Source organism: Sphingopyxis flava (genome assembly GCF_900168005.1).
GTDB classification, from domain to species: domain Bacteria; phylum Pseudomonadota; class Alphaproteobacteria; order Sphingomonadales; family Sphingomonadaceae; genus Sphingopyxis; species Sphingopyxis flava.
The window spans coordinates 133342-146657 of the sequence record NZ_FUYP01000005.1 but is presented as its reverse complement, the minus strand read 5'-3'; the positions used below and the strand labels follow the sequence as shown (position 1 = coordinate 146657).

The following is a 13316-nucleotide window of genomic DNA, read 5'->3' as shown; positions in this document are numbered from 1 at the left end:
GATGCAGGGGACGATGCGATGCTCTATGCCTCGGTATCGCGCGGCTACAAATCGGGCTCGACCCCGGTCAACGCGGCCAATATAGCAACGCAGAACCGCCCGGCGCGCCAGGAGCAGCTCACAGCCTATGAAGTGGGCACCAAGCTCGGTCTTGCCGGCCAGCGTATGCACCTCAATCTCGCTGCCTTCTATTATGATTATCGCGACAAGCAGCTTGCGGTCTATTTCGCCGACCCAATCTACACGACGCTGCTTCGCCTCGATAATATTCCCAAGTCGCGCGCCTATGGCCTCGACGGCGATCTCAGCATCGATGTCACCGACAGCCTGAACCTCAGCGTCGCAGCGACCTGGCTCAAGACCGAGATCCAGGGCTATGTCGGGATCAACGCAGCCGGCCAGCCGTTCGACTTCGACGGTTTCGCCTTTCCTTACAGCCCCAAATTCTCGGGCGCGGCGACGATCACCTATGACGCGCCGGTTGGCGACAGGCTCGGGATCCGCGCGATCCTCAACGGCCGCTACCAGTCAAAGACCGGCAGCACGATCGAGGATTTCGAACCCCTCCAGATCAAGGGCTATGGCATTCTCAACGCCCGCCTCGGCCTCTACAGCCAGGACCGAAAATGGGACGTGTCGATCTGGGGCAAGAATATCACTGACACCTATTACTGGATGTCGGCGGCGACCAATGCGAACGCCGCCGTACGCTTCCCGGGCCGCAGCCCGAGCTACGGCGTGACGGCGAAATTCAACTTCTGAACGCCTGGGACGGACGGCGTCCGTCCGTCCCAAAGCCTTAATGTGCAGCGCCCATCGATATCTGCTTGGGACGCGGCGCACACCATACGGCGGCCGCGGCAATGAGGAAGACCGCTCCTGCGGCGAGGAAGAGATGAAGGACTCCCAGCGTCGAGGCCTGGACCTCGACGATACGGGTAACTGCGGCGCGTGCCTGTTCGAGCGTCAGCCCCGCCTGCTGGAGCTGGTAGATCGCGCCGCCGGCGTCGTTCATGGTCGCGACGAGCTGCGCACGCGCGCTGGCGGTCGAATCGTCCCAAGCGGTCGTCGCGATAGCGGTGCCGATCGCGCCGCTCAGGGTCCGCAGAAAGCTCATCAGTCCCGCCGCGCTGGTCTGGTCCTTCATCGGCACGCTCGATAGCGCAAGCGCGGTCAGCCCGACGAAGAAAAAGGGCATTCCAATCCCCTGCAATATGTGCGGCCAAGCGAGCGTCCAGTAATCGACATCGGCGGTCCAGCCCGCGCGCAGGGTCGAGATGAAGGCCATCCACAATATGCCGGCGCTGATCGTGATGCGAATGTCGATCTTGCCGATCGAGCCCGCCGCAACGGGTGACAAGAGCACGGCGAATACCCCGAGCCAGGCGACGACGAAGCCGGTGTCGGTCGCCGTATAACCTGCGACCTGCTGCAGCCACAAAGGGGTCAGCACGACCTGCGCAAAGAAAGCGCCGAAGCCGAGCGATATCGCGATCGTCGCGAAGCTGAAGCCGCGGAAGCGGAAGACGCGCAGATCGACGACCGGATTGGCGTCGGTCAGTTCCCAGATGACGAAGGCAATGAAGCTGATCGCGGCGACGATCGCGAGGCCGACGATCCAGGTTGAATCGAACCAGTCGTGCTCACGCCCGGTGTCGAGCATGATCTGAAAGGCGCCAACCGAGAGGACGAGGAGGATGAGGCCGACGGTGTCGATGCGTGCCTTGACCCGCCTGGTCTCGAACCCGCCGAGCATGCTGCCTACGCCAAAGGCGCAGATTGCAACGACCGGGAGGTTGATGAAGAAGATCCAGGGCCAGCTCCAATTGTCGCTGATCACGCCGCCCAGAATCGGCCCGAGTATAGGCGCTGTGGTCGTGGTCATGGCCCAGATTGCAAGGCCGACACCGGCCTTTTCCTTGGGAAAGATGCGCAGAAGCAGGATCTGCGATAGCGGCATCAGCGGTCCGCCAGACAGGCCCTGGAGGACGCGGAACAGAATCAGCGCATCGAGCGTGCGCGACACGCCGCAGAGAAAGGAGAAGAGGCCGAAACCTGCGATCGAGATCAGGAACCAGCGAACCATGCCAAAGCGCGCGGCGAGCCAGCCGGTAAGCGGGACGCTGATGGCATCGGCGACGGCATAGCTCGTAATAACCCACGTTCCCTGCGTCGGCGACACCGCAAGACCTCCCGCGATGTGAGGCACCGACACATTCGCAATGGTCGTGTCGAGCACCACGACGAAATTGGCGAGCGCGAGCGCGACGGCCGCGGCGATCAGCCGTACGCCCGAGAGCGGCTGCGGCTCCGCCGGAAGGGTCGGGGCGGCGGTGCTGGACATTGGGTGTTACCGGCCGCGCGTGTCGATGGTTGCTTCCATCGACAGGCCGACGCGCAGCGGATGCGCCTTCAATTCCTTGGGGTCGAGCGCAATGCGCACCGGCAGCCGTTGCACCACCTTCACCCAGTTGCCCGTCGCATTCTGGGCCGGGATAAGGGAGAAGGCGGCGCCGGTTCCGCCGGCGATGCCCACGACCTTGCCGTGATAGACGACGTCGCCGCCATAATAGTCGGAGGTAAGTTCGGCCGGTTGGCCGATCCGGATCTTCTTGAACTGGCTTTCCTTGTAATTGGCGTCGACATAGGCGGCGTCGATCGGCACGATCACCATGATCGGCGCACCCGCCGCGATCCGCTGGCCGACCTGCACTTGCTTGTTCGTGACGATGCCGTTCACCGGCGCGCGGATTACGGTCCGCGCAAGGTCGAGCTTCGCCTTCTCGACCCGCGCCTGTGCCGCCGCGACGTCCGGGGCGGTGTCGATCGTAGTACCGCGCACGACTGCCTCCGCTGCACCGAGGTCACCCGCCGCGGAGCCGCGCGTCGCCTGCGCCGAGGTGACGCCCGCTGCTGCGAGATCGCGGGCCGCCTGAGCCTGCTTAAGTGCCGCACGCGCCGCGGTCAGCTCTTCGGTCGATACCGCGCCCGTCCCCGCGATGCTCTCGCGCCGCGCCAGTTCGGCGCGCGTACGTTCGACCGTCGCCTCGGCGTCGCGCAGCCGCGCCTGCGCCTGCACGATTTCTGCGCCGCGCGCTGCGACCCGCGAACGCGCAGCGTCAGCCGTCGCGTCGGCTTGACCGTAGCGCTGGCGCGCTTGGCGCAGCGTCGCTTCGGCATCGGCTAGCGCGATGCGCTGATCCGCGTCGTCGAGAATGACGAGGATGTCGCCCTTGCGCACCGTCTGGGTGCCGCTGACGCGGACCTCCTTGACGGGCCCGGAGACGAGGGCCGTAACCGTCGCACTGTCGGCTCCGACATAGGCGTTGTCGGTCGACACGCGGCCGGCCTGGGTCAGAAAGTACCACAGACCCCACAGCGCCGCGATCGTGACGACGGCGATGGCAAGGATGCGCAGCAGCTTCCTGCGCTTCGCCAGCCTCGCTTCCTTCGCCTCGTCATTTTCACCGACCTGGGGGAGGGGAGCGGGGGCGGCCGTAGCCGTGCCGTCGGCCATCGTCATTCTCCTGTTGCGGTTGGGGCCCGGTATCCGCCGCCAAGGGCGCGGATGAGGGCGATGTCGAGCGTCCGCTGGCGCGCTTCGAGCTCGGCGACCGAGCGACTCAGCGCAACCATGCTATCCTCGGCGGTCAGCCGAGCGAGCTGATTGTCGAGACCCGCACCATAGCGAAGTCCGGCGAGTTTCGCGGCGGTTGCGGCGGCCGCGAGCGCGGCGCGGCGTTCGTCAAGTTGCCGTGCTGTCGCGGCTCGGCTCGCGACGATGTCGGCGACCTCGCGCAGGGCCGCGACAAGCGTGCCGTCATACCGCGCAACGGCGGCGTCATAGTCGGCGCGCGCGCCGCGATAGCGACCCTCGATACGCCCGCCCTCGAAGACCGGGAGCGTGATCGCGGCACCGCCGTTGCCATATTTGGATCCCGCGGCGAACAGGTTGCTGAGTCCGAGCGATTGAAAGCCGACGAGCGCCGAGAGGCTGATATTCGGGTAGAAATCGGCGCGCGCGACATCGATACGCTGTGCTGCGGCTTCGGCACGCAGCCGCGCTGCGGCGATATCGGGACGCCGCCCGATCAGCTCGATCCCCGCGCCGGCGGGCAAGCCCGCCGATGGGGTGGCGAGCTTCGGGCGGGCGATCGTCCGGCCGCGGTCGGGTCCGGCACCAACGAGCGCGGCGATCCGGTTGCGGGTCAGCGCGATTGCTTCCTCAAGCGCAGCGATGTCGGCGCGCGCCGAAGCCGCGCGGCTGTCGGCCAGGCTGGCGCTTGCCTGATTGTCGAGCCCCGCGCGCGCGCGGTCGGCGGACAGCTGCGCGCTTGCACTGCGCACGCGCAGCGCCTCGCGCGCAACGTCGAGCGCTGCATATTGTCCTTGAAGGTCAGCATAGGCGGCGGCGACGCCGGTCGTCAGGATCAGGCGTGCCTGCGCCGCATCGACGCGCGCCGCCTCAGCCTCGGAGGTTGCCGCGGCGAGCGCGGCCCGGTTCCGGCCCCAAAGGTCGAGATCGAAGGCAAAGGTCGCAGCGACGTGACCCGTATCCTGAATGCCGTCAGGGACAAATTGCGGCGGAATACCCATCGTCTTGCTCTGCTGGGTGCCCCCCGCGCTCGCTTCGGCGCCCAGGCGCGGCATGAGCGCAGCGCCCGCCTGCTGCGCGAGCGCATCGGCGGCGCGAACGCGCGCGGCGGCTGCTGCGATGTCGGGCGAACCCGCGAGCCCTTCCGCGATCAGCGTGTCGAGCTGGCTATCGCCCCAGTCTTGCCACCAGCCCTCCACTGGCCACGCGCCCGCTGCATCGGCAAAGGACGCATCGGATGTGAGCGACTCGGGCGCTGCCGGTACCGGCCTCGGGCCAAGGTCGGGCGCTGTGCAGCCTGCAAGCAGGCCGAAAAGCGCGGTTGTCGTCAAAATGAAACGAGGCATGGCATCCAACGATACTAGCTGGTATCATGAGCCCATTAACGGCAGGAGTGAGGTTGTCAATCAAAATGATACCAGCCAGTACGGTTTCGGGTGACGGTGCGGCTGCAGCGCGGCGCAAGGCCTTTGTCGACGCGGCCCGCGAGGCATTTTTTGCGAACGGCTACGCGGGGACCACCATGTCGTCGATCGCAGGAAAGGTCGGTGGGTCGAAGACAACATTATGGACCTACTTCCCCTCAAAGGAGGCGCTGTTCGAAGCGGTCGTCGATGATATCGTCCAATATTATGGCGCGGCGCTTCAGGTCGATTTGCCGGTCGACGAAGAGGTGCTTCCCGTTCTTCGCCGCTTTTGCAGGGTGCTCGTCACGACGCTGACCTCGGATCCGCTGCTCGCGCTCTACCAGCTTGTCATTGGCGAGGCGCGGCGATTCCCGCATTTGGCCCAGACCTTCTATGACAGAGGCCCGCGGCGCGGAAAGGCCCGGCTCGCTGTGTGGATCACCGCGAAAATGGACCGCGGCGAGCTGCGTCGCGGGGACCCTCTGCAAGCGGTCTATCACCTCGCCGGACTTTGCCAGGCAGGGCTTTTTCAGTTTACGCTGCTCAACCTCGCCGAGGCGCGCCGCATCGGCCGCGACCGGATCGAGGCTGAGATCGACGCGGCGCTCGACACCTTCTATCGCGCCTGGGGACCGGAAAGCTGATCAGCCTTCATCGAAGCGCCGCAAGGTCGGCCGGCGTGTTGAGGTTGGCGAGCGGCGCGCCTGCTTCAATGCCTTCCATCCCTGCCTGGGCCGCCCAGCGCCGGACGGCCCGGTCGCGACCCTCAAGCAGATAGGCGGCCAGGGGCTCAGCGAGCGATGCGGGCCAGCAGCCGATGATGGGCGCTTCAATCAAATAGCGGCCAGGACCCGGACGACAGAGACGATCGAGCAGCCAGGCCTCCAGTCGCGGCATGTCACAGCCCAGCGACAGCACGGCCTCATGTCCGGCCTTTGCAGCGTAGTGAAGCGCAGCACAGAGGCCGCCGAGCGGACCCAGTCCCGGCGCCGGACGGTCGGGCAGATGGGGCAGCGTCAAGGGGCTTTCGCTGCGGCCACAAACGATCACTTCGTCGCTATGCCGGGCAAGGACGGCCGCGGCATGGACGATCAGCGGCTGTCCCTCCCAGACCGCGAGCGCCTTGTCGCTGCCAAAGCGGCGCGATTGTCCGCCGGCGAGAATCGCGGCAAGGCGCGTCACGCGAACCGGGCCATGGCGAAAGACATGGCCTCGGGGTGCCGCAATATGCCGCTCCGCGCGCCGGTCTTAGGCCTTGCTGCCAGCATTCTTTGCTCTCGAATCACGTCACCTGCCTTGACCTTGATAGCCGGTGCCGCGCGCACGGGCGATCCTCACAATGGGTTCCGGATTATTCGCGCCGCGCCGATCAATCGATAGAGGCGCGCGCTTGTCGAGGGGGCGCAATGCGTTTCGGCCTTAGCACTTCTGCGCCTATCGATCTCCGGCCAGCAGATCTTCGTCATCGTGAGATGACTCTCAGGACTGACGGAGAAAAATATTGGATTGAAGCTATGCATTCATCGTAATGCATATTTCTTTCACAATCGGGCGCGCTATCCTCTATGGATCGCATTCGGTGGGGCAATGGGGGGCGGCGCTGGAGCGGAATCCATCGCGCCTGAGGGGTCATATATGCAGCAATTTTCGAATCTCGAGATTTCCGAGATCAAGTCGCGAATCGACCAAATCCAGCAATTGCTTGTCAGCCGCACCGCGGCGCCAGCCGAGCGCGATCCCGGCGCCATCCCTACGCCCCCCGACATGGTCGAACGGATCGCGTTCAACATAGAGGTGCGGCGAATGCGCCGAAGCCATTTCCCTGGCGCTCAAATGGGGGGCGCGAGCTGGGGTATGATGCTGGACTTGATGCTCGCTCGCGCCAACGGGCGCCGGCTCAGCGCAAGCGACCTCTCGACGGGCGCCGAGGTTCCCCTGTCCTCAGGTCTCCGCATGATCGCGGCTCTCGAGCAACAAGGCTATGTCCAGCGTACGCTTGACGAGAAGGATCGCCGACGCTCGATCGTGCGGCTGACCGAAGAGGGCGTCTCGCGGATGACGGCCTTTTTCGATGCCGTAGCCAACGCCTGGCTCGATCGGCAGCGCCGCGCGGCGTAACCGCGCACCTTCATTCGGTCATCGCGCGCATCATTCCTTCAATGCGCGCCATGGCGTCGCGCTTGATCTGGCACACGCGCGCCGCACTGACATCGAGGGTGACGCCGATCTCCTGCAGATTGAGTTCCTCGAAAAAATAGAGCTGGAGCACGAGCTGCTCGCGTTCGGGAAGCGCGGTGATGCAGGCTCGCAGCGCTGCGAGCGTGCTTTCCTGCTCGCACGCGTCGCTCGCGTTCGCTTCGTCGGCGATCAGGAAGGCGCCGCCCTCCGTCAACGCGTCCAGCGAGGCCGAGCGGCCATGGGTCGCGCTTCTTTCGAAGGCAAAATATTCCTCGGCCGACATGTCGAAGGCTTCGGCCATTTCGGCGGTGGTCGGCGCGCGCATCAACTGCTGCTCAAGCGTGCGGCGCACCGATTGCAGCCGCTTGCCTGCCGCAATCGCCGAGCGACCGACGTCGGCTTCGCGCCGCAGCTGGTCGATCATCGCGCCGCGAATCCGTGTCGAGGCATAAGTGGCAAAGGCGTATCCGCGCTCTTCATAGTGACGGCTCGCCTCGATCAGCGCGATCAGACCGATCTGGATCAGGTCGTCTAGCTCGTTCGTCCGCGCCACGCGCGAAAATATCTGCCACGCGATCTTGCGGACCAGCGGCGCATATTCCTCGACCAGCGACTCGACGCTCTCACCATAGCCGTGCGTCTTCAGGGCCTGCGAGGTGTGAAGGGCGGCCGCCCCCGCGCCGAATTGTTCGGCGGGCTCAAATCTCATGAGGTTCATCCTTCATCTCATCGGTGTCGTCATGGCCCAGGCGCGCGGGCTCGGCGCCGATCGTCGCGACGATTTCGGTGGCCTTGTTGGCGGGGATCTCGAGATAGGAGATCACCGCGACATCGGGGAAAGTCGCGCGCACAAGCCGTGACAGGGCCGAGCGGCAGATCGGTGAGGCAACGAGAGCAAAGCTGCGCGTCGAGAGCAGCAAGGGTTCAACCGCCTGTCCGATCTCGCCGAGTATCTTCATGGCCATGCCGTGTTCGAACGGCCACTCGGCGCCTGGATTGGCGCGCACCGCCTGATTGAGCAGCATCTCGACCTCGGGATTGAAGGTGACGACGGGAAGCGGCATGCGCGCGGGCACGATCGTCTGGATGATCAGCGCGCCGATGCGCTGGCGCACCGCCTCGACCAGTTCGACGTCGCCGAGTTGCTGCCCTGAGAGCGTCACCATGGCCTCGGCGATCTTGCGGAAATCGCGCAGCGGCACCCGCTCTTCGAGCAGGGCCCGGCATAGTCCCGCGACGCGCGGCAGCGCATAGCTCTGCGGGCTGAGATTCTGCGCAAGCTGGGGATAGTGGAGCTTCAAATGATCGATCAGCGCCTGCGCATCGTCGAGCCCGAACAGTTCGGACGCCGAGGCGATGATGCTGTTGTTGAGGTGTGTGGCCACCACTGTCGCGGGATCGACGACGGTGTAGCCTGCCGCGATCGCGTCATTCTGGCTGCTTTTCGGAATCCATAGCGCGTCGAGACCGAAGGTCGGGTCCTTGCACGGACGTCCGCTGACCTGGGTGACGAGATCGCCCGAGTCGAGTGCAAGCAGTTCGTTCGGGAAAATTTCGTCCTCACCGACGATCACTCCGGCGACCGAGATACGATAGCTATTGCCGGGCAGCGACAGATCGTCCGAGACCTTGACCGCAGAAATGACGAAACCGAGTTCCTTCGACAGTTGCTTGCGAATGCCGGTGATGCGCCCCATCAGCGGCGCGCCCTTGCGTTCGTCGACCAGTGCGACGAGCGCATAACCGATCTCGAGCTGGCACGGGCTCGCTTCGCTGACGTCGGCCCATTCGATATGGTGCGGATCGGCGGCGGGAAGGGCGGGCGGCGGAGCCGCGTCCGCTAGGGCGGCCGCCCGCCGCATCTGCCAGCCGAGCGCGAGCGCCAGCGCAGCAGCGGGCAGGATCAACATCTGCGGCATCGCCGGGACGAGGCCAAAGATAAAGAGAATGCCGCCCACCGCCATCCATACCTGGGGGGAGGCGAACTGGCTGCCGATCTGGCCCGAGAGATCGAGCGGGGAATTGACCCGGGTGACGATCGCAGCCGCGGCGATCGACAGCAGCAGCGCAGGGATCTGCGCGACGAGCGCGTCGCCGATCGCGAGCGTCACATAGGTGCTCCCGGCCTCGGAGAAGGAGAGGCCGTGGCTCGCCATACCCAGAATCAGCCCGCCCACGATGTTGACGAACAGAATCAAGAGGCCCGCGACCGCATCGCCCTTCACGAACTTCGAGGCACCGTCCATCGAGCCATAGAAATCGGCTTCGGTCGCGACTTCCTGCCGCCGTGCCTTTGCTTCCTCAGGGGTCAGCAGGCCGGCATTGAGATCGGCGTCGATCGCCATCTGCTTGCCCGGCAGGGCGTCGAGCGTGAAGCGCGCCGACACTTCGGAAACGCGCCCGGCGCCCTTGGTGATGACGACGAGGTTGATGATCATCAGTACGACGAAGACGAACAGGCCAACGACATAGTCGCCGCCGATCAGCACCTGGCCGAACGCCTCGATGATATGGCCCGCCGACGCCGTGCCTTCGTGACCGTGGACAAGGACGACGCGCGTCGAAGCGACATTGAGCGCGAGGCGGAAGAGCGTCGCGAGAAGCAGCACGGTCGGGAAGGCCGAAAAGTCGAGCGGCTTCGACGCCGACAGCGCGACCATCAGGATCGCGAGGCTGATCATGATGTTGCCGACGAAGCTGATGTCGAGAATCGTCGGCGAAACCGGAATCACCATCAGCCCGACGAGGATCAGCATCCCCACGGGCAGCGCTGCGGCGCCGGCGCTGCGGCCGATCTGGCGGAGGTCGAGCGACGGCGTCATGCGCCGCCTCCCAGCGACGCGAGCCGCTGATAAGCCTGGGCGGCGAAGCCCATCGACAGTTTCTTCGGCATCGGCTGAATGTCCATCATCTGGAGCGGTGGGCGCCCGCCGCCGCCCGCCGCAGAGGCGCTGGCGGTCTGGGCTTGCCAGCGGCTTTCGGCGGTGGGCTGGTAGGGAGGGACCTCGATCGCGCCGCCTTCCGCTGAAAGCTTGGCGGCAAAGCGCGCACGGATTTCGCCGAGGCTGCGCATGCTGCCGTCGGCGGCGTAGAAGATCGAACGATTCGCGGCGGCCGCCTCGGGGAGCATCGCCGCGCCGGGCTGGTCGGGGTTCGCCTCCCACGCGGAGAGGAAGCGCGTCGCGCCGCTGCTCCCGAGGAAATGCGCGAGATAAAGGTCGACCGGTTCCATCGCCCGGCCAAAACGGCTCTCGAGCGTCGCACGATTATCGGCGGTCAGCGCCGCCGCCATGCTCGACGCCGCGGCGGGATCGTCGCGAAGCGCGAGGATCTGGGCGCGCAGCGCCGGGTCTGCGACCGATAGCCGGCCCGATGGGTCGCGGCCGATCGCATCCGCGGCCCAGCCGAACCCGTGCGCCGCGCCGTGGCGCTGCAGGGTCGCAAGCCAGGTCTGACGGGTGAACTGGAACAGGCCGCGCGCCGACGATGTCGGTGCCTGCGCGGTGGGATTGAAGCGGCTTTCGACGCGTGCGACGTCGACCAGATAGTCGAAATCAATACCCGTGCGCGTCGACGCATCCTGCACCGCCGCCAATATGGGGGTGGCGCCGGAGGCTTGGGACACGAGAGGGTTGATCGACGTCATATTCCTGGTTCCGCTGGTTCGCGAAACCAGAAGCAACCATCGTGCCACTTTCAGAAAGAATGATTTTAAGCTGTATTTATCAGTAAGTTAAAGCAGCACCGCGCGGCGCCATGCCGCGCAGCGCATGGTTCCTGTCAATCCGCTGACGCGTCCAGTCCTTGAGGACGTTGACGCGGATCGCGGCGGCTTCGAGCTGTTTCAGCACGTCTCCGATCAACACGCGCGCGCGCGCCTCGCGGCCCACCGGGATGGGGGCGCCGCGGAACAGGATGACCGCGGTCGCCAGTGCTTCGGACGCCGCGATGATCGCCCCGGCGTCCTGCCCGTCGAGCGCGGTGACGAGCGCGTCGAGCCGCGCCTGCATCTCGTCGATGTGCATCAGCATGCGGGGCTTCCCCGGTGGAAGGCGAGCATCGCGCGCGCCGTGGCGTCCGCGTCGACGCGGTAGCTTCCCGTCGCGATTGCAGCGCGCAGGTTTGCGACGCGCGCCGTATCGACGGGCGGCCCGTCCTCGGCGATCGCGCGGGTCAGGCTGATCAGTTGTCCGGCGGGCTCGGCTTCGCTGACAGGCGACGTCACCGCGGCTGCGCGCGCAGCGCTCGCCGAACCGGCGCCGATCTTGCGCATGGCTGCTGGGCGCATCACGCCTGCGACCTGCGGTCCGATCTTGCTGTCACCCGCCATCCTGGGCCTCCATCCTCGCGCCGTCAGAAAAGCGACGGGCGCCTATGGTGGGGTTTAACGGCGGCGCGGCGCGGCGATTAAGCGGCGGATGCCGAAAATTTTGGCAGAAGGTAAAGGAGACGTCGGAAAGCCGACAGCATCGTCGGCTCCTCATCGGGGATGGGTGAGGCGGCAATGGTTCGGAGCGCCCTCCCAGCTCGCAGCGGAAGGGCGCGGTCATTTTCCTTGAGGACGGTTGCACCGCGCCCTCTCCCCGCCCGGGGAAAGGGGTGAGGTCTCAATCCTGAAGCAAGGCGCGGCCGGGGCCGGTGACGGTTGCGCTCAGGCTGCGGTTGGCGTCGCCCCGCAGCGCTATCGTGTCACCGACACGGCCGTCTTCGGCCGCGACGGCGCTATAGTGGATCGTGAAACTTTCGGTCTCGATCGAGACGCGGACATTGTCGCCGCGGCGGATGACGGGGGCGGCGGGCCTCGCATAGCCAGCGGGGAGGAGCCCGGGTGCGGCGCCCTCGCCGAGCGTCATCGCCACGCGCACGCGCCAGCCGAGCGAGGCGCAACGGACCGCGAGCGTTTGTGCGTCGATCGCGGTGATCGACGCTTGCTCGGGGCAACGCTGAAGCTTGATGCGGCGGTCGATCGGCGTCGCGGTGCGCCCCATCGCGGTTGCCACCGTCGCGGTCAGCGCGTCGATCGCCTGCCAATCCTCGGTGGCTTGCTGGGCGTGCGCCGAAGGCATGCAGAGCGCGATGCCGGCAAGGCCGGCGATGAGCCTGATCGTCATGGTTCCGTCTCCTGTCCAAAAGGGTCGCAGGCCAGTGTGCAGGATGCGTGCCAAGCCCTGTTTCGGGCGGCTTGGTGTGACTGATCGCGGGGCATCGTCAATCTTTTGACGAGGGCGCGCCAGGCATCACAATGCTCCGCCGCGCTTACGGGAAAAAGCCTTGGAAATCCGACGCCAAGCCGATTTGGCATGGCGATTGCATCATGTCCGTCGTGAAATTTACCGCGTGCATCGCGCCGGCCGGCTGCCGGCCGGAGCTGCGGCGAAAGGAAGGAATGGACAATGGCATCCGAAAAGCTCTTCGGCCTGCACGCGACGGCGCTCCAGCTGCGCAGCCAGCGCATGATGATGCTCGCCTCGAACATCGCCAATGCCGCCACGCCCCATTACAAGGCCCGCGACCTCGACTTCTCGAAGGCGCTCGATCTGGCGCAGAATGGCGCCTCGACCGAGGCCGCGATCGAATATCGTGTCCCCGTCCAGTCGTCGCTCGACGGCAATACGGTCGAAATGGCGACCGAACAGACTGCCTTTGCGGAAAATGCGCTCGCCTACCGTTCCAGCCTTGCCTTTCTGCAGGGCCGGATCGGCACGCTGACGCGCGCGCTCAAGGGAGAGTGACGATGGCGAACCTCTCGATCTTCGACATCAGCGGGCGCGCCATGTCGGCGCAGCTCGTCCGCCTCAACACCACGGCGTCGAATCTTGCCAACGCAGGCACCGTCGCGGGGAGCGAGGCGGGCGCCTATCGCTCGATGAAACCCGTGTTCCGTACCGTGATGGACAGCGCCGGCCACGCGACGGTCGCGGTCGACCAGGTCGTCACATCGAAAATGGCGCCGTCAAAGCGGCACGACCCCGACAATCCGCTGGCCGATGCCGACGGCAACGTCTGGGAAGCCGCCGTCGATAGCGCCGCCGAACTGGTCGAGATGGTCGAAACGTCGCGCCAGTATCAGAACAATGTTCAGGTCCTCGACACCGCAAAGAGCCTGATCAACGAAACGCTGCGGTTGGGGCAATAAT

Annotated in this window: 15 protein-coding genes; 5 read left to right on the top strand and 10 right to left on the bottom strand. The window is 65.7% G+C overall.

Going from position 1 to position 13316, the window contains the following annotated elements; all coding sequences use genetic code 11:
• Window positions 1-18 precede the first annotated feature (18 nt).
• Entirely contained in the window at window positions 19-762 is a 744-nt protein-coding gene (locus B5X69_RS21340) for a TonB-dependent receptor domain-containing protein (RefSeq protein ID WP_176141520.1), read from the top strand.
• 37 nt (window positions 763-799) lie between these two features.
• On the opposite strand, the gene B5X69_RS05715 is transcribed toward B5X69_RS21340, so the two are convergent.
• The 3 genes from B5X69_RS05715 to B5X69_RS05705 are packed head-to-tail and all read right to left on the bottom strand — an operon-like array spanning window position 800 to window position 4941.
• Window positions 800-2344: a DHA2 family efflux MFS transporter permease subunit gene (locus B5X69_RS05715; protein ID WP_079637728.1), complete on the bottom strand. Its 1545-nt coding sequence runs from the start codon at window positions 2342-2344 to the stop codon at window positions 800-802.
• A gap of 6 nt (window positions 2345-2350) precedes the next feature.
• The gene (locus B5X69_RS05710; protein ID WP_079637727.1) at window positions 2351-3517 is read right to left on the bottom strand and encodes an HlyD family secretion protein; all 1167 of its coding nucleotides are present in this window, start codon (window positions 3515-3517) and stop codon (window positions 2351-2353) included.
• A 2-nt stretch (window positions 3518-3519) separates the two neighbouring features.
• Entirely contained in the window at window positions 3520-4941 is a 1422-nt protein-coding gene (locus B5X69_RS05705; protein WP_139375673.1) for an efflux transporter outer membrane subunit, read from the bottom strand.
• A gap of 65 nt (window positions 4942-5006) precedes the next feature.
• Here B5X69_RS05705 and B5X69_RS05700 point away from each other — a divergent pair, with 65 nt between their 5' ends.
• Window positions 5007-5645, top strand: coding sequence for a TetR/AcrR family transcriptional regulator C-terminal domain-containing protein (locus tag B5X69_RS05700; protein ID WP_245798615.1), 639 nt, complete (start codon window positions 5007-5009; stop codon window positions 5643-5645).
• A gap of 7 nt (window positions 5646-5652) precedes the next feature.
• Here the strand turns inward: B5X69_RS05700 and mobA are convergent, their stop codons facing one another.
• Entirely contained in the window at window positions 5653-6183 is a 531-nt protein-coding gene (mobA, locus tag B5X69_RS05695; protein ID WP_079637725.1) for a molybdenum cofactor guanylyltransferase, read from the bottom strand.
• A 453-nt stretch (window positions 6184-6636) separates the two neighbouring features.
• On the opposite strand from mobA, the gene B5X69_RS05690 reads away from it, so the two are divergent.
• Window positions 6637-7119 (top strand): MarR family winged helix-turn-helix transcriptional regulator, encoded by a 483-nt coding sequence (locus tag B5X69_RS05690; RefSeq protein ID WP_079637823.1) that lies wholly within the window; start codon window positions 6637-6639, stop codon window positions 7117-7119.
• A 10-nt stretch (window positions 7120-7129) separates the two neighbouring features.
• Here B5X69_RS05690 and B5X69_RS05685 read toward each other — a convergent pair whose 3' ends face one another.
• The 6 genes from B5X69_RS05685 to B5X69_RS05660 all read right to left on the bottom strand — a co-directional run bounded on the left by B5X69_RS05685 (window position 7130) and on the right by B5X69_RS05660 (window position 12290).
• On the bottom strand, window positions 7130-7888 hold the full coding sequence (locus B5X69_RS05685) for a sigma-70 family RNA polymerase sigma factor (protein ID WP_079637724.1): 759 nt from the start codon (window positions 7886-7888) through the stop codon (window positions 7130-7132).
• Window positions 7878-10001 carry a flagellar biosynthesis protein FlhA gene (gene flhA, locus B5X69_RS05680; protein WP_079637723.1) on the bottom strand — a complete coding sequence of 708 codons (2124 nt, stop codon included), beginning with the start codon at window positions 9999-10001 and terminating at the stop codon, window positions 7878-7880. The genes B5X69_RS05685 and flhA overlap by 11 nt, the downstream gene beginning before the upstream one ends.
• On the bottom strand, window positions 9998-10825 hold the full coding sequence (locus B5X69_RS05675; protein WP_079637722.1) for a transglycosylase SLT domain-containing protein: 828 nt from the start codon (window positions 10823-10825) through the stop codon (window positions 9998-10000). The genes flhA and B5X69_RS05675 overlap by 4 nt, the downstream gene beginning before the upstream one ends.
• A 79-nt stretch (window positions 10826-10904) precedes the next feature.
• A complete protein-coding gene (locus B5X69_RS05670; protein ID WP_079637721.1) occupies window positions 10905-11210 on the bottom strand; it encodes a hypothetical protein in 306 nt (101 codons plus the stop codon).
• The gene (gene flgM / locus B5X69_RS05665) at window positions 11204-11509 is read right to left on the bottom strand and encodes a flagellar biosynthesis anti-sigma factor FlgM (RefSeq protein WP_079637720.1); all 306 of its coding nucleotides are present in this window, start codon (window positions 11507-11509) and stop codon (window positions 11204-11206) included. Before flgM ends, B5X69_RS05670 begins: the two co-directional genes overlap by 7 nt.
• A gap of 277 nt (window positions 11510-11786) precedes the next feature.
• Window positions 11787-12290, bottom strand: a complete 504-nt coding sequence (locus tag B5X69_RS05660; RefSeq protein ID WP_079637719.1) for a flagella basal body P-ring formation protein FlgA — start codon at window positions 12288-12290, stop codon at window positions 11787-11789.
• Between the two features lie 282 nt (window positions 12291-12572).
• On the opposite strand from B5X69_RS05660, the gene B5X69_RS05655 reads away from it, so the two are divergent.
• Both B5X69_RS05655 and flgC read left to right on the top strand, forming a co-directional pair.
• On the top strand, window positions 12573-12911 hold the full coding sequence (locus B5X69_RS05655) for a flagellar basal body rod protein FlgB (RefSeq protein ID WP_079637718.1): 339 nt from the start codon (window positions 12573-12575) through the stop codon (window positions 12909-12911).
• A gap of 2 nt (window positions 12912-12913) precedes the next feature.
• A complete protein-coding gene (flgC, locus tag B5X69_RS05650) occupies window positions 12914-13315 on the top strand; it encodes a flagellar basal body rod protein FlgC (protein ID WP_079637717.1) in 402 nt (133 codons plus the stop codon).
• Window position 13316 lies beyond the last annotated feature (1 nt).

Bases quoted from the DNA above. Each gene is read 5' to 3' on its own strand.
- B5X69_RS05690 (WP_079637823.1), top strand. From the start codon at position 6,637: ATGCAGCAATTTTCGAATCTCGAGATTTCCGAGATCAAGTCGCGAATC.
- flgM (WP_079637720.1), bottom strand. From the start codon at position 11,509: ATGGCGGGTGACAGCAAGATCGGACCGCAGGTCGCAGGCGTGATGCGC.
- B5X69_RS05655 (WP_079637718.1), top strand. From the start codon at position 12,573: ATGGCATCCGAAAAGCTCTTCGGCCTGCACGCGACGGCGCTCCAGCTG.
- flhA (WP_079637723.1), bottom strand. From the start codon at position 10,001: ATGACGCCGTCGCTCGACCTCCGCCAGATCGGCCGCAGCGCCGGCGCC.
- B5X69_RS21340 (WP_176141520.1), top strand. From the start codon at position 19: ATGCTCTATGCCTCGGTATCGCGCGGCTACAAATCGGGCTCGACCCCG.
- B5X69_RS05705 (WP_139375673.1), bottom strand. From the start codon at position 4,941: ATGCCTCGTTTCATTTTGACGACAACCGCGCTTTTCGGCCTGCTTGCA.
- B5X69_RS05670 (WP_079637721.1), bottom strand. From the start codon at position 11,210: ATGCTGATGCACATCGACGAGATGCAGGCGCGGCTCGACGCGCTCGTC.
- B5X69_RS05685 (WP_079637724.1), bottom strand. From the start codon at position 7,888: ATGAGATTTGAGCCCGCCGAACAATTCGGCGCGGGGGCGGCCGCCCTT.
- flgC (WP_079637717.1), top strand. From the start codon at position 12,914: ATGGCGAACCTCTCGATCTTCGACATCAGCGGGCGCGCCATGTCGGCG.
- B5X69_RS05710 (WP_079637727.1), bottom strand. From the start codon at position 3,517: ATGGCCGACGGCACGGCTACGGCCGCCCCCGCTCCCCTCCCCCAGGTC.
- B5X69_RS05715 (WP_079637728.1), bottom strand. From the start codon at position 2,344: ATGTCCAGCACCGCCGCCCCGACCCTTCCGGCGGAGCCGCAGCCGCTC.
- B5X69_RS05660 (WP_079637719.1), bottom strand. From the start codon at position 12,290: ATGACGATCAGGCTCATCGCCGGCCTTGCCGGCATCGCGCTCTGCATG.
- B5X69_RS05700 (WP_245798615.1), top strand. From the start codon at position 5,007: ATGATACCAGCCAGTACGGTTTCGGGTGACGGTGCGGCTGCAGCGCGG.
- B5X69_RS05675 (WP_079637722.1), bottom strand. From the start codon at position 10,825: ATGACGTCGATCAACCCTCTCGTGTCCCAAGCCTCCGGCGCCACCCCC.